The organism is Streptomyces sp. NPDC059256, from assembly GCF_042753785.1.
In the GTDB taxonomy this organism is placed as follows: Bacteria; Actinomycetota; Actinomycetes; order Streptomycetales; family Streptomycetaceae; genus Streptomyces.
This window is the reverse complement of record NZ_JBHYZO010000016.1, coordinates 104,264-119,077: the sequence shown is the minus strand read 5'-3', so window position 1 is coordinate 119,077 and position 14,814 is coordinate 104,264. Positions and strand designations below refer to the sequence as shown.

Below are 14,814 nucleotides of genomic sequence, written 5' to 3'. Positions count from 1 at the left end.
AAATCGCCCCTTGCGAGGCTTCGGGCATACAGCAGCACCCGCAAAGGATGGGACCCGTGACCTTCAAGGCTGAGTACATCTGGATCGACGGCACCGAGCCCACTGCCAAGCTCCGCTCCAAGACGAGGATCCTGGCCACCGGCGCCGAGCTGCCCCTGTGGGGCTTCGACGGCTCCAGCACCAACCAGGCCGAGGGCAGTTCGTCGGACTGTGTGCTGAAGCCCGTCTACACCTGTCCGGACCCGATCCGCGGCGGCGATGACGTCCTGGTGCTGTGCGAGGTGCTGAACACGGATCTGAGCCCGCACCGCTCCAACACCCGGGCGGAGCTGGTGGAGACGGCGGAGCGGTTCGCCGCCCAGGAGCCGATCTTCGGCATCGAGCAGGAGTACACGTTCTTCCAGGGCGACCGTCCGCTCGGCTTCCCCGTCGGCGGCTTCCCCGCCCCGCAGGGCGGCTACTACTGCGGCGTCGGCGTGGACGAGATCCACGGCCGTGACGTGGTCGAAGCCCACCTGGAGAACTGCCTCACCGCGGGCCTCGGCATCTCGGGGATCAACGCCGAGGTGATGCCGGGGCAGTGGGAGTTCCAGGTCGGCCCGCTGAACCCGGTCGTCGTCGCGGACCAGCTGTGGATCGCCCGCTGGCTGCTCTACCGCACGGCCGAGGACTTCCAGGTCTCGGCGACCCTCGCGCCCAAGCCCGTACGGGGCGATTGGAACGGCGCGGGCGCCCACACCAACTTCTCCACCCGGGCCATGCGCGAGGACGGCGGATACCCGGCGATCATCACCGCCTGTGAGTCGCTGGGCGAAGGCTCCAAGCCGCTCGACCACGTCAAGAACTACGGGGCTGGCATCGACGACCGGCTCACCGGTCTGCACGAGACCGCGCCCTGGAACGAGTACAGCTACGGCGTGTCCGACCGGGGTGCGTCCGTCCGCATTCCTTGGCAGGTGGAGAGGGACGGCAAGGGCTACATCGAGGACCGCCGGCCGAACGCCAACGTGGACCCGTACCTGGTGACGCGGCTGATGGTGGACACCTGCTGCACCGCGCTGGAGAAGGCCGGACAGGTCTGATCCGAAGCGGGCGCGCTCACCGGCCTCGTACCAGACAGCTAACCGCCCTTCTTCCAGACGGCTACCCGGCCTTGTCCAGCCGGAAGGTGCGCCGGTATGCGGCGGGTGTGGTGCGCAGGGCCTCGTGGAAGCGCCGGCGCAGATTGACGGCCGAGGAGAGGCCGACCCGGCGAGCGATGCTCTCCACCGGCAGGTCGGTCTCCTCCAGCAGCGCCCGGGTGGCGGCGATCCTTCGGTCCAGCAGCCAGCGTCCGGGGCTGATGCCCAGCTGTTCGGTGAAGCGCCGGGTCAGTGTGCGGGGCGAGACCTGGGACCTGGCCGCCATCTCGGCGACGCTGACGGGCTGGTCAAGCCGCCCGGCCAACCACTCCAGCAGCGGTGCCAGCGAGTCGGCGACCGGTCCGGACGTGGGCAGTTCGGCGTACTGCAACTGGCAGCCCTCGCGGTGCGGCGGCATCACCATCTGCCGGGCGATCCGCAGCGCGTACGCGGAGCCCTGGTCGGCGCTGACCAGATGGAGGCAGAGGTCCACGGCGGCGGCCGATCCGGCGCTGGTGGCGACATCGCCGTGGTCCACGTACAGCACCGCGGGGTCGACCTGGACCCGGAGGAAACGGGCGTCCAACTCGGCGGCCCTGGCCCAGTGGGTCGCGGCCCGCCGACCGTCCAGCAGCCCGGCGGCGGCGAGCACGAAGACACCCGAGCAGAGGCCGACGATCCGTGCGCCGCGCCGGTGCGCCCGCCGGACCGCCGCGATCACCTCGGGCGGGATCTCGACCCCGGGCGCCTGCTGCCAGCCGGGGATGAGCACGGTGTCCGCCCGCTCCACCGCATCCAGCCCCTGTGTGACCAGCATGTCGTAGCCGGACTGGGTGCGCAGCGCGCCCGGGTGCTCGGTACAGACCTCGAACGTGTAGCGGGCGGGTATCGCCGGGCCGTGGTCGGCGAACACCTCGGACGCGCAGGCCAGCAGGAAGGCCGACTGCGGGGGCTGCACCAGGGCCACCACCCGATGGAGCGCCGAGGGCTTCGGCAGTGAACGAAGCGTCATGGCGCGAAAGTACCTCATCATGTCGTTCAGGACACTGGGGCCGTCGATGGGGGCAAACCAGTATCTGAGCCGTGACCACCGCACAGACGCACCCCGAGACCGCTCGAACCGACCCGCTGGCCGATCCTCCGACCGGCCTGCCGTCCGCCCGTCCCCCGTTGTGGGACCGCCGATTCGCCCTCTTCTTCACCGCCCGCACGATCTCGCTGTTCGGCGACGCGATGATGCCGGTGGCCGCCGCACTCGCGGTGGGCGCGCTGTACGGGATCTCCGGCGTCGGCTTCGTCCTCGGCACCTGGACCGGGACGTTCGTCGTCCTGGTCCTGTTCGGCGGGGTGTTCGCCGACCGGTTCGGCGCCCGCCGGATGATGGTCATCGCCGACCTCGTCCGGGTGCTCACCCAAGGCGTGCTGGCAGTGGCGTTCTTCGCCGGTCCGCCGCCGTTCTGGCTGTTGGTGACCATGGCGGCCCTGGCCGGTGCGGGTGTCGCGATGTTCCTGCCGGGGGCGAACGGGATGGTTCCGCTGGTCGCCAGCGAACCGCAGCGGGCCAACGCCACGCTCAAGGTCGCCGACGCGCTCGCCCATCTGCTCGGCCCGGCCTTCGCCGGACTGCTGATCGCGCTGACCAACGCCGGGACCGTGTACGCGATCGACGCCGGCACCTTCGCGCTCAGCGCCCTGTGCCTGGCGCTGATCCGGCTCAGCCCGGCAGGCACGCCCAAGGGCCTCCGCGCCGACCCGCTCCAGAACGGCCCGACCGACAGTCTCACCCACTCCCACTCCCACTCCCACGCCGACGCCGCCACCGACGCCCACTCCCACGCCGCCACCGAAACCCGCGCCAACAGCCGCACCGACACCTCCGCCCCCGCCGGCCATGCGCTCCGCCGCGATCTGCGCCAGGGCTGGCAGGAGTTCCGCGCACGCACCTGGATGTGGGCGGTGATCCTGATCTGGGTGGGCTACGGCGTGCTGGTCTTCGGCCCGCTGGTCCCGCTCAGTTCGGCCCTGGTCGGCACCCGTCTCGGCCCCAACGCCTACGGCCTGGCGATCTCCTTCCTCGGCCTCGGAGCAGTGCTCGGCGGCCTGTTGGCGCTGCGGCTGCGCCCGGCCAGGCCGCTGGCCGCAGGCACGGCGGCGATGGCCCTGTACACCGTGCTCCCGCTCTGCGTGGCGCTGGGCGCCGACCTTCCCCTGCTCCTGGCGGGCCATGTGCTCGGCGGCGCCACCATGGCGTTCTGGTCGGTGATGTGGGCGACCAGCGTGCAGACCCACACTCCGCCCGCGGTACTCAACCGGGTCTCCGCGTACGAGTTGGCCGGCTCGGTGTCCGGCATCGCGCTCGGCCAGATGCTGGCAGGCCCGGCCATCGCGCTTGCCTCCCCCGACCGGCTGCTCCTGGTGTCGGCCGGCGCCTGCCTGGCGGGCTGCGTGGCGCTGTTCGCGATCCCGGCGATCCGCACGCTGCCGCGCGCCGCTCCCACGGGCGGTGCCGAGCGGGGTGCACCGAGCGGTCCGCAGGGGGCTGAGCTGAACTGACCTGCCCAACCCCTCGGCAGCGTGTGCCCAACGCCCGCACGGCGTCCCGGAACCGTTGCCAGGAGCCCGCTCCGGCCGGGTAGCGAAGGCGCCGGTGGTACGGAAATTCCCGTACCACCCCTGCAATCAGGGCCGATTTAATGTGATGAGACTCGCGTCTCGATCTGTGAGAGGGACCCTCGTTCGCATCGTGTTCATCTGATTCAATGAGGCCCATGGCCAGCCTTGAGAACCTCGCGATGGGTCGCAGCGACCTTGAGCCCTTCTGGCCGTCCCGGCAGGATCATGACTTTGACCGGGTGTGTTGCCGCGCGGTGAACGCGCGGGCCCTCTAAAGCCGTTCCCCCGGCCTTCGGCCAGCGCGCATGACGTACGTCCCGTCCCACACGGCTCGACGAATCCTCCGCGCGAAAGAGAGCTGACCTCTCATGGCGAACCCTCGATCCTTCTCCTCCGTACCGGCCGGCTCCGCGACCGCTGCCGCCGCTGCCGGTGCACCGAACCCCGCCCGTCATCGACTGCGCGCCGTCGACCGCGATGAGGTGGTACCCGCGGGTGCCCTCGGCGGTCTGCGCAATGTGGCGGACTACCTGCCGCCCGGCGCCACCTGGCTGCCGGCACCACAGCACAGCGTGCCCAGCCTGCCCGGCCATCCGCCGATGGTCGGCTATCTCGTCCTCGTCCCGGCTGACCAGCAGGTTCCGCTGCACCCCGCGCTGGCGCCTTCGTCACCCCCGCCTCCATATCCGTCGACCGCGAACGAGGCGGCCGTCACCGAGTCGGGCCCGGTGCGGATCGACCCGGTGGAACGGGTCGCCCTGGTCGCCGGGAAGGCACTGGATCTCACGTATCTGGAGTTCGAGCTCCTCGCCCATCTGGTGACCTACCCCCATCGGGTGCACACCCGCGATCAGCTGGTGACCACCGTCTGGGGCTACGGACACGTCGGCGATGGGCGCACCGTCGACGTCCATGTCGCCCGGTTGCGGCGCAAGTTGGGCGTGGAGCACCGACGCACCATCAAGACCGTGCGCCGGGTGGGGTACAAGTACGCGCCCTGAGCCGAAGGACCGGCCCACGGGACGACCGGGGCCGGGGACCTTCTGTGGATGTCGAAAGCCGATGGGTCGATGTCACGAGAGCTCCTCGTGACATCGACCCATCGGTGTTACCTGGGTCTCAGCGTGTGGAGGCGGGGGCGCGGAGCTTCTGTGCCCATCCGACCGCCAGATCCAGCACCAGGAAGGCGACCAGGGTGATTCCCAACAGGGGGACGAACCATCCGACGAGTGCGGTGACCGCCACCAGCGGCAGCAGGACGACGAGCGGCACCCGTCGCCATGTGCCGCGCGGGATCGGCCGACCGACGCCGAGCTTGCGGTCCTTGGTGGGACGGCGCAGCCACCACATCCGGTAGCCCCAGAAGGTGAGCAGGATGACCGCCACCATCAGCAGGGCCAGGGCCAACTGGTTGGCGAGGCCGAGGAAGACGCCCATGTGCGCGTCGATGCCGAAGCGCGTCAGCTGGGCGAGGACGGGATAGTCGGCGAACCGGAGGTCGTCGATGACCTTGCCGTCGGCCGGGTCCACGGCCACGGAGTCCAGGTGGATGGGGAAGGTGGCGTCGGTCTCCCTGATGACGTAGCCGGTGCCCTCACCGGGGAGCACGATCGTCATCTTGCCGTCGATCCCCACGGCCCGCGCCGACTCCAGCGCCTTGTCGATGCCGACGTCCGCACCGTGGTGTTCACCGCCGTGGCCCGCGCCGTGACCGTCGTGGTCCCCGCCGCCACCGGCGCCAGGAGTGATCTCCGCGGAGACGGCGGGCGTCGCGCCGCCCAACTGGTCCTGGACCGCGCCGATGTTCTCACCCGCGTACCGGGACCACGTCAGTCCGGTCGCGGAGAGCATGACCAGGCCGATCGTCGCCCACAGACCGATGGTTCCGTGCCAGGAGAGCGTCCTGCGACGGCCCTTGGCCCCGCGCTCAGGAACGAGCAGTGCGCGCTTGTTGCGGCGGCGCCGGCCCAACCAGAGCAGGAGTCCGCCGAGGGCGACGACCCAGAGCCAACTGGCGGCCAGTTCGCTGTAGTGGCGGCCGAGGTCGCCGAGGTGGAGATCACGGTGGAGCTCGTCGATCCAGGTGCGCACCGGCAGGGCGCCCGAGCTGCCGTAGGAGGCGAGCGATCCGCGCACCTCGGCGGTGTACGGGTCGACGAACACGGCGAGGGACTTGCCCACCTCGACCTTGGGGGTGCTCATCAGGACCCGGGTGGTGGCTCCGTCCTCGGAGCTGGGCCAGACGGCGGTCACCGTGCCGTCGGGACGGGCCGCTTGGGCCGCCTTGACCTGGTCGGCGAGCGGCAGGACGCGGTCGCCGACCGGGACCTCCAGCTCATGGCTGTAGATGATCTTCTCGGCTTCGAAGGAAAGGGCGTACAGCAGTCCGCTGGCGGCGGCTATCAGCAGCAGGGGAGCCACCAGCAGGCCGGCGTAGAAGTGGATGCGCAGGACGAGGGGTCGCAGTGCACTCCAGGTGGAGGAGCTGGCTGCGGCCTCCTGCTCGGTCTCGGTGCTGCCCTGGACAGGGACGTCAATGGCCATGGTCATCCTGGGGAGTTGGTGTGACATGGGGGATCGGCCCCAGGTCAGACGATTGCTCCAGGGGCCGTGGCGCGAGACGACGACGGGGTGGGCGGGCCACGGCGCACCACCGTGTGGCCGAGGAGGACGGTCGGCCTGCGGATGAGGGGTACCCGCCGCACCGGTGCGGGCCGCGGGCGCTGCGGCAGGGGCCCGACGGCGAGCAGCAGCCGCAGCGGGGTGAAGGCGAACGCGGTGGCGGTGCGTGTCAGCCGGAAGAAGGCGGATTCACCGTGGGCGAGCCACAGTGCGCAGAAGGCGGCTGCGGCCAGGTGTGCGGCGAGCATGGTCGCCGAGGACTGGCCCGGCGCGGCGGCCTCGACCGGCACCGCCGTGGCCATGTGGTCCATCGAGGCCGTGTGGTGGCCGGTCGGTGGTGCCGCCCGATGGCTCTGGGCGAGGCTGAAGAACAGGTGCAGCGCGCCCTGCATGGCGAGCAGCCCGAGGCCGATGGAGAGTGCGCCGCGGCGTCGGCCGGCGGCGAGCCAGGCACAGCCGGCGGTCACGGGAACGGCCGGAAGCAGCACCAGGAGCGGTAGGTCATGGCCAGATGTGAACGAATGCCCCATGGCAGCCAAGGAGCTGCAGATCGCCGCGAAGAGTGCGGCTCGCAGGGCGCGCAGTGGCGACCGGACATCCGTCATGGTGCGCACATGCTGCCATCCCTCGGGCGGGTGCGGGAGAGGTGGGAGTGATCCGATCTCAGCGAAGAGGCAGGCGGGAGCGTCGGCGGCGCTCTTCTGGCAGCAGAATCCCTGTTCACCGTGGGGAGGGAGGTGCACAGTCGACCCATGCGACTTCTGATTTTGGGTGGTACCGAGTTCGCCGGTCGGGCCGTGGTGGATGCGGCGCTGGCACATGGCTGGGAAGTGACGGTCTTTCACCGGGGCAGGCACCAGGCTCCGCCCGGGGTGAGGGAGCTGCTGGGCGATCGGACCGAACCGAACGGGTTGGCCGCCCTCGCCGAAGGCACCTGGGACGCGGTGGTCGACACCTGGTCGGCCGCGCCCACCGTGGTGCGGGACTCGGCCCGGTTGTTGGCCGACCGGGTGGGGCGCTATGTCTATGTGTCGAGTTGTTCGGTGTACGCCTGGCCTCCGGTGGCCGTCCGCGATGAGTCGGCACCGCTGGTGGTCGCGACGCCCGATGCGGTGGACGTGCCGTACGAGCAGGCCAAGCGGGGCGGGGAGTTGGCTGCGCTGGACGCGTTCGGTGCGGACCGCACGCTCCTGGTCCGGCTGGGGCTGCTGTTGGGGCCGCGGGAGAACGTGGGGCGGCTGCCGTGGTGGCTGGAGCGGATCGCCCGAGGGGGTCCGGTACTCGCACCCGGTCCGCGGGAGACTCCGTTGCAGTTCATCGATGTGCGGGACTTCGCCGAGTGGACCCTGTCGGCGGCAGCGGCGGGGCTGGGCGGTGCGTACAACCTGGTGAGCCCGCCGGCGCATTCGACGATGGAGGAGTTGTTGACGGAGTGCGTCCGGGTCACGGGGTCGACGGCCGAGCTGCGTTGGACGGACCCGGCGCCGATCCTGGCGGCGGGTGTCGTGCCGTGGAGCGGTCTGCCGATCTGGGTGCCGCAGTCGGAGGCCGCCGAGCTGCATCGGGCGGTGTACGGGCTGGAGGTGGCGAAGGCGTTGGACACCGGCCTGTCCTGCCGGCCTGCCGTGGAGACGGTCGCCGACACCTGGTCGTGGATGCAGTCGATCGGGGGCACTGCGCCGCTGCGACCGGACCGTCCGGGAGTGGGGCTCGATCCGTCGGTGGAGGCGGAGCTCCTCGGGATGTGAGGCGGCCCGGAGTCCCTGCGTGGCGGCTGTCGCCTGGGCTTCGGGCGCGGCCCGCGGCCCTGGCGCGGTGGAGGTCTCCGCCCTCCCACGGGCGGGCCGTGGGGCGCGGATGTCGATCGTCGCGCGCTGGACGCCGCGTCACCGGCCGGATCTTGCCGTGCACGGTCCGGCCGGACGGTCGCATGAGTCCCTCCCACCGATGAGTTCCTGCCTCCCGTACGGTCTCGTTCCCATGGGCCGGGACCGCTCCGGCCGTCCGTGCGCTGTGCAAGGAGGAATTCCATGGTGATCGTGTCCGGTTGGCTGCGGGTCGACCCGCTCGTCCGGGACGCCTATGTGACCGGGTGCCGCGAGGTCGTGGTCGCGGCCCGAACCGCACCCGGCTGTCAGGAGTTCGTGATCGCGGCCGACCCGTTGGAGGACGATCGGGTCATCGTGTACGAGCGGTGGGCATCCGAAGCGGAGCTGGCCGGGTTCCGGGGTTCGGGGCCGGACCCGGACCAGTCCGCGGCGATCTTGGAGGCGCAGGTCCAGCAGTACCGTGTGACCGCGGCCGAATCAGCGTGACGGCTCTCGCTCGGCCGCCGTCGGGGCGGGCTCGTCACCGTGCTCCATCCGCGGCAGTCGGCGCAGCATCCTGGGCGTACGCCAGTTGCGCTCGCCCAGCAGGGCCATCACCGACGGCAGCAGCACCATGCGGACCACGGTCGCGTCCAGCAGCACGGCGACGGCCAGCCCGACGCCCATCTGCTTCATGTCCTGCATGGAGAGCGTGCCGAACACCGCGAACACGGCGACCATGATGGCCGCGGCTCCCGTCACCGCGCCCGCGGTACGGCGGATGCCTTCGCCGATCGCTGTCTGGGTGTCGGCCCCGCCGTCCCACGCTTCCCGGATGCGGGAGACCACGAAGACGTGGTAGTCCATCGACAGTCCGAACAGCACCACCAGGACGAACAGGGGCAGCCAGCTCTGGATCGCGCCGACCGCCTCCGTACCCAGGAGGGCGGCGCCGACGCCGTGTTGGAAGACGGCGACCATCACTCCGTAGGCGGCGGCCACCGACAGCAGATTGAGCACGATCGAGGTCAGGGCGATGACGTAGGAGCGGAAGCAGAACAGCATCAGGAGGAAGGTCACGGCCGTGATGAAGAGGAAGACGGGGACGATGCCGCGCTTGAGCTGCTGGTTGTAGTCGACGGACTCGGCGAGTGAGCCGGTGACGTGGACGTCTGCTCCGGTGCCGTCGAACGCTGCCGGTAGCCGTTGCTCGCGGAGTTCGGTCAGCGCCTGCCGGGAGCGTGCGTCACTGCCGTTGCCCGCCAGCGGCACATCGATCTGCGCCACGTCGTGCTCACGGTCCACGGTGACCCGGTCGAAGCCGGCCAGGGCGGCGCGTACCGGTGCGGCGGTGATGTCGTTGGCCCGCACCACCACCCGTGCGGGCTCGGGGCCCCCGGGGAAGGCGTCGGTGATGCGCTGGTAGGCGACGGAGAGCGGCGAGTCGGAGCCGAACTGCTTCTCCATCCCGAGCTGTTCGGTCTTCATGCCGACCGCGGGGGCCGCGAGCGCCAGCAGGGCGATGACGCCGAGGGCGGCGAAGAGCTTGGGTCGCGCCAGTACAGGGGTGAGGACCGCTCCGGCGAAGGCGCCGCCGCTTCCGTGTGCCCGGGCGCGCCGACGGCCCAGCAGCGGTATCCGGCCGGCGTCGACTCGGTCCCCCAGCCAGGACAGCAGTGCGGGCAGCACGGTGACCGAGCCGAGCATCGCGATGAGGACGACGAGGATGGTGGCGAGTGCGAACCCCTTGAACAGCATCAGACCGGACAGGAACATGCCCGCCATCGCCACCATCACGGTGACCCCGGAGATCAGCACGGCCCGACCGCTGGTGGCGGCGGCGATCCGCAGCGCGGTCTCGGCGTCACGGCCGGCGGCTCGCTCGTCGCGCTCCCGCCGCAGGTAGAACAGGCAGTAGTCCACACCGACGGCCAGTCCCATCAGGAACATGACCGAGTAGGTCGTCTGGAAGAGGTGCAGTTGGTGGCTGACCAGGGACAGCAACCCGAAGGCGGCCAGGCATGCGGTCAACGCCAGACCGACGGGCAGGAGCGCGGCAACGACCGCTCCGAACGCGACCAGCAGGATGCCCAGTGCCAGGGGTACGGCGGTGAGTTCGGCCCGTTGGAAGTCGTCGGTGAGCAGATCACCGAGCCGCTTGTCCGCGCTGGCGTCGCCGAACTGGTGCAGCTCGACGTCCCGGTGGCTCTGGTCCACCTCGCGTACGGCGTCGAGCACGGGCTGTACCCGGTCCCCCGCGGTGGTGGGATCGCCTGCCATCTCCAGCCGGATCAGCGCCTCGCGTCCACCATCGGACGCCAACGGCGGCTCCACCGTCCTGACGTCGCCGCTCGCCTTGAGCACGGCCGTGACCTCGGTCGCCGCGGTCCGCCACCCCCCGGCCTTTTCGGCGCTGATCAGGATGAGTTCTCCCGCCGGTCGGTCCAGACCGGCGTCCTCCAGGATCTTCTGGGCTCGCGCCGAGTCACCGGCCCCCGCTTCCGAGTCCGACATCTCGACGATTCCGGCCGCACCGCCGGCCACGGCGGACAACACGACGAAGAGCAGCCAGCCGACGATGGCCGCCGTGCGGTGGCGCGCGCTCCACACACCGATGCGAGCCGCGAGATTGCGTCTCATGACGTTCAGTCCCCCCAGGGGTCGGGCCGAAATGGGCACCGGGCCTTGGCGACGGAGCCGATGGGCCCGTGCCGTTCGACGACGACGCTAGAAACCCGCGGCGCTCTCCCCCAGCCGTCGAACCCCCCGTTCGCAGAGCCAAAAGGCGAGGGTGCGGGGTGGTGCCAGCACCACCCCACGGCCGGGGGCAGGGCCCAGTGACCTGATCCGGCCCGCGAGCCAGACTGCTCACCACGGGGACGAGGAGGGGGATCCATGAACGCCACGACGGTGCGTGCGTCGCTGCTCGCCGGTGCCAGGGGACTGGTCCTGACACTGATGGCACTGATCGGTTCGATCACGCTGTTCGTGCTGACCGTGGTGTCCCTGGCCCTGACCGTGGTGGGGATCGGAGTCCTGACCACCCCCGCGGTGTTGGCGCTGGTGCGGGCCCATGCCGATCAGCGCAGGCGACTGGCGGCCGATTGGAGCGGGGTACTGATACCGGCCGGGTACCGGCCGCTGCCGCGGGATGTGCGGCGGGGTGTGACGGGGCAGGTGGAGCGCTGTGCGCACCTGCTGCGGGACCCGGCGACCTGGCGGGATGTGCAGTGGCTGTTCGTGGACTCCACGGCCGGTGCGACCATCGCCGTCGTGGCCCCCGGCCTGTTCGCCCACGGTGTCTTCGGGCTGTTGCTGCCCCTGGGCCTGTGGAAGCCGCTGGTGTCGTCGCAACACACCTTCTGGTACACGTTCGTACCCGTGGGCGGTGCGAGTACGGCGGTGGCCGCGGCGCTGGTGGGTGTCGCGCTGATCGGCATCGGGTTCAGGTACAACCCCCTCCTGGTCCGCACCCACTTCACGATCGCCGGACTGTTGGCCCCGAGTCGGGCCGCTCTGGAGCAGCGCATCGGTCGGCTGACCGAGACCCGGCACGACGCACTGGACTCCTCAGCGGCTGAGCTGCGCCGCATCGAACGCGATCTGCACGACGGCGCCCAGGCCCGGCTGGTGGCGGTGGGGATGAACCTGAGCACGGTGGAGGCGCTGATCGAGCGTGATCCGGCGCAGGCGAAGGAGTTGATCGGCCGGGCCCGGGCGACCTCGGCCGAGGCGTTGGCGGAGCTTCGGGACCTGGTCCGCGGCATCCATCCCCCGGTACTGGCGGAACGGGGCCTCGGGGATGCGGTGAAGGCGCTCGCGCTGCGGCTGCCGCTGCGGACCGAGGTCGACGTGGAACTGACGGGCCGCGCTGACGCACCGGTGGAGTCGGCGGCCTACTTCGCGGTGAGCGAGGCACTCGCCAATGCGGTGAAGCACTCGGGTGCGGATCGGATCTGGGTGGACATCAGCCATGGGACGGGCGGCCTGCGGATCGCCGTCACCGACAACGGCAGGGGCGGCGCATCGCCGGCATCCGGGTCGGGGCTGAGCGGGCTGGAACGCAGGCTCGGCACCTTCGACGGGGTGCTCGCCGTCTCATCGCCGGTGGGCGGACCGACGATGGTCACGATGGAGATCCCGTGCGCGTTGTCCTAGCCGAGGACCTGTTCCTGTTGCGCGACGGTCTCGTGCGGCTGTTGGAGGCGTACGGCTTCGACATCGTGGCCGCCGTGGAGAGCGGCCCGGAGCTCACCGAGGCGTTGGCCGGAGGGAAACCCGACATCGCCGTGGTCGACGTCCGTCTCCCGCCCTCCCACACGGACGAGGGCCTCCAGTGCGCGCTGGCGGCACGACGGGCCAGACCGGGACTGCCGGTGCTCGTCCTGTCCCAGCACGTGGAGCAGTTGTACGCGCGAGAACTCCTCGCGGACGGGGACGGCGGGGTCGGCTACCTCCTCAAGGACCGGGTCTTCGACGCCGACCAGTTCATCGACGCCGTGCGCAGGGTGGCGGCGGGGGGCACGGCCATGGACCCACAGGTGATCTCCCAGCTGCTCACCCGGCGTGCGAAGGACCGGCCCCTGGGGGGATTGACCCCACGCGAGTGGGATGTGATGGAGCTGATGGCGCAGGGGCGTTCCAATGCGGCGATCGCCTCCCAGTTGGTCGTCACCGAGCGGGCGGTGGCCAAACACACGTCCAACATCTTCGGGAAGCTCGGGCTCCCGGTCTCCGACGACGACAATCGGCGGGTGCTGGCCGTGCTGGCGTATCTGGACCGGGGCTGAGAGAGCCGGCACGGCTCGTCACTCGCAAGAGCCGAGGGGCGACCCGGCTCCCGACCGTCCACCTCACACCGGACCCCTTTGTTCATTGGTGTCGGTTTTGACGCTGTACCTTCCTCCGAATTCCACTCCGGGGTGAACACCCCCGCGGCCCGGTCCGTATGGAACGGCGCGCTTCTCCCTCTGCCGGGGAACCTGCGAGAACCCTCAAACGACCATCTCCCCGGCGACGAAGCAGAGGAGTTCCCTTGGGACGCAAGACGAGAAAACGCTCGAAGCTGGCGAACCGTGCGATCGTTTCGACGTTGGCGCTGATCCTGGGCGGAGGTGGGCTGGTAGCCGTCAATGTGAACGCCTCCGCGGGTGAAGGCCGCTCCGGCCAGAAGGCGCAGAACCCATACGCCGGACGGCAGGTGTCGACCATCGACTGCCCCGAGGTCGCGGACGGGCTGCCACGCGAGATGCCGCCTCCGGCACGGGCCGAGGTGGATCGGGAAATGGCGGCGATGGACACCCAGATCGCCGATGCCTACCAGCGGTTCGACGAGCGCAGAGAGCAGGTCCAGAGCGACCCCGCGGTCGCCGATGAGACGATCCTCGACCCGTTGCAGGACGACCGCCGAAAGAGCATCGACCGGATCGTCGCCGCCATCGAACGCAACGGCGCGCAGCCCCGGGGCATGCAGGGCATGGCGGCGTGCACCATGCGTACGGCTGCTGACGACGACGATGACAATGACGGCCCTGAAACTGACGACGATGACGACAACGAGGTGAAGGGCAACCGGCCCGGCGGTGGCAACGGGAACGGGAACCGTCCCCCGAACCGCCCCCGCCCACCCGGCAACGGTCAGGGCGGCAGCGGCCAGAGCGGGAACGGTCCCGTGCGCTCGGACTTCGTCGACATCCGTTCCGTACGCCCCAATGTGCAGAGCGCCCAACAGCGCCGGGGCTCCTCCCGGGGCACGTTCTCGTCCAACTGCGGCGTGAACGCGGCCGGCCTGTTCAACTCCGACAATGTGATCGTCGCACCGGGTGTCTCCAATGGGGCGCACCACATGCACGACTACATCGGGAACCAGGGCAACGACGCCTTCGCGAGCGACGAGGACCTGGCGAGGGCCCGTACGACCTGTAGCAACCGCGGGGACCGGTCCTCCTACTACTGGCCCGTCCTGCGCGTGCAGAACGGTCGGGCCGAGAGCGACGCCAACCAGGACGGTGGCGGCAGGGACAAGAACGTCGGCGAGATCCAGACGCCGACCCAGGTGTCCCTGACCTTCCGCGGCAGCGCGGTCGGCAAGGTCACCGCGATGCCCCGGTTCCTGCGCATCATCACCGGCGACGCCAAGGCGTTCGTCAACGGTCCGGGCAATGCCAACGCCTCCTGGAGCTGTACCGGCTTCGAGGACCGCCAGTTGAAGGACAAGTACCCGATCTGCCCGAGCGGCAGCCAGGTGGTGCGGACCTTCAACTTCCAAAGCTGCTGGGACGGCCGGAACACCGACAGCGCGAACCACCGCACCCATGTGGCCTTCGCCGACCGCAACGGCCGCTGTGGTCAGGGCTTCAAGGCGATCCCCCAGCTCGTCCAGCGGATCGTCTACAAGGTTCCGCCGGGGCCGGGCTTCGCCGTGGACTCCTTCCCGGAGCAGCTGCACAAGCCGGTCACCGACCACGGCGACTTCATCAACGTCTTCGACAGGAAATTGATGGATCGCATGGTCGGCTGCATCAACCGGGGCGAGAAGTGCCGGTGATCTGAGCAGGCCGGATCGGCCCCTCTTGGCGCGGGGGCCGATCCGGCCATCCGGCATGACCGGACCGCGGTACGCCCGGTCCATGACCCTCACGGCACACCCG

General features: G+C 70.3%; 12 protein-coding genes. 8 read left to right on the top strand and 4 right to left on the bottom strand.

Features of this window, described 5'->3' with window-relative positions:
• Nucleotides 1-56 precede the first annotated feature (56 nt).
• Nucleotides 57-1,082, top strand: a complete 1,026-nt coding sequence (gene glnII, locus ACFXJL_RS26770; protein WP_358879467.1) for a glutamine synthetase — start codon at nucleotides 57-59, stop codon at nucleotides 1,080-1,082.
• A gap of 61 nt (nucleotides 1,083-1,143) precedes the next feature.
• On the opposite strand, the gene ACFXJL_RS26765 is transcribed toward glnII, so the two are convergent.
• Complete coding sequence (locus ACFXJL_RS26765) at nucleotides 1,144-2,133, bottom strand: helix-turn-helix domain-containing protein (protein ID WP_358879466.1); 990 nt, start codon at nucleotides 2,131-2,133, stop codon at nucleotides 1,144-1,146.
• 71 nt (nucleotides 2,134-2,204) lie between these two features.
• Here ACFXJL_RS26765 and ACFXJL_RS26760 point away from each other — a divergent pair, with 71 nt between their 5' ends.
• Together ACFXJL_RS26760 and ACFXJL_RS26755 are read left to right on the top strand one after the other, a co-directional pair.
• Nucleotides 2,205-3,674 carry an MFS transporter gene (locus ACFXJL_RS26760; protein ID WP_384696469.1) on the top strand — a complete coding sequence of 490 codons (1,470 nt, stop codon included), beginning with the start codon at nucleotides 2,205-2,207 and terminating at the stop codon, nucleotides 3,672-3,674.
• A 428-nt stretch (nucleotides 3,675-4,102) separates the two neighbouring features.
• The gene (locus tag ACFXJL_RS26755; RefSeq protein WP_358879464.1) at nucleotides 4,103-4,735 is read left to right on the top strand and encodes a winged helix-turn-helix domain-containing protein; all 633 of its coding nucleotides are present in this window, start codon (nucleotides 4,103-4,105) and stop codon (nucleotides 4,733-4,735) included.
• 118 nt (nucleotides 4,736-4,853) lie between these two features.
• Here ACFXJL_RS26755 and ACFXJL_RS26750 read toward each other — a convergent pair whose 3' ends face one another.
• Both ACFXJL_RS26750 and ACFXJL_RS26745 read right to left on the bottom strand, forming a co-directional pair.
• Nucleotides 4,854-6,278 carry a PepSY domain-containing protein gene (locus ACFXJL_RS26750; protein WP_358879463.1) on the bottom strand — a complete coding sequence of 475 codons (1,425 nt, stop codon included), beginning with the start codon at nucleotides 6,276-6,278 and terminating at the stop codon, nucleotides 4,854-4,856.
• 44 nt (nucleotides 6,279-6,322) lie between these two features.
• Nucleotides 6,323-6,961: a hypothetical protein gene (locus ACFXJL_RS26745; protein WP_384696465.1), complete on the bottom strand. Its 639-nt coding sequence runs from the start codon at nucleotides 6,959-6,961 to the stop codon at nucleotides 6,323-6,325.
• A gap of 147 nt (nucleotides 6,962-7,108) precedes the next feature.
• On the opposite strand from ACFXJL_RS26745, the gene ACFXJL_RS26740 reads away from it, so the two are divergent.
• On the top strand, nucleotides 7,109-8,104 hold the full coding sequence (locus tag ACFXJL_RS26740; protein ID WP_384696462.1) for an NAD-dependent epimerase/dehydratase family protein: 996 nt from the start codon (nucleotides 7,109-7,111) through the stop codon (nucleotides 8,102-8,104).
• Nucleotides 8,105-8,386: 282 nt separating this feature from the next.
• The gene (locus ACFXJL_RS26735; protein WP_358879460.1) at nucleotides 8,387-8,671 is read left to right on the top strand and encodes an antibiotic biosynthesis monooxygenase family protein; all 285 of its coding nucleotides are present in this window, start codon (nucleotides 8,387-8,389) and stop codon (nucleotides 8,669-8,671) included.
• Here ACFXJL_RS26735 and ACFXJL_RS26730 read toward each other — a convergent pair.
• Nucleotides 8,663-10,804, bottom strand: a complete 2,142-nt coding sequence (locus ACFXJL_RS26730) for an MMPL family transporter (RefSeq protein WP_384696459.1) — start codon at nucleotides 10,802-10,804, stop codon at nucleotides 8,663-8,665. The two genes, ACFXJL_RS26735 and ACFXJL_RS26730, sit on opposite strands and share 9 nt — an antisense overlap.
• A 255-nt stretch (nucleotides 10,805-11,059) precedes the next feature.
• Between ACFXJL_RS26730 and ACFXJL_RS26725 the strand changes: the two genes are divergently transcribed.
• The 3 genes from ACFXJL_RS26725 (at nucleotide 11,060) to ACFXJL_RS26715 (ending at nucleotide 14,711) form a co-directional block, all read left to right on the top strand.
• Entirely contained in the window at nucleotides 11,060-12,322 is a 1,263-nt protein-coding gene (locus ACFXJL_RS26725) for a sensor histidine kinase (RefSeq protein WP_384696456.1), read from the top strand.
• Entirely contained in the window at nucleotides 12,307-12,954 is a 648-nt protein-coding gene (locus ACFXJL_RS26720; RefSeq protein WP_384696453.1) for a LuxR C-terminal-related transcriptional regulator, read from the top strand. Before ACFXJL_RS26725 ends, ACFXJL_RS26720 begins: the two co-directional genes overlap by 16 nt.
• 245 nt (nucleotides 12,955-13,199) lie before the next feature.
• Complete coding sequence (locus ACFXJL_RS26715; RefSeq protein ID WP_358879456.1) at nucleotides 13,200-14,711, top strand: DUF1996 domain-containing protein; 1,512 nt, start codon at nucleotides 13,200-13,202, stop codon at nucleotides 14,709-14,711.
• Nucleotides 14,712-14,814 lie beyond the last annotated feature (103 nt).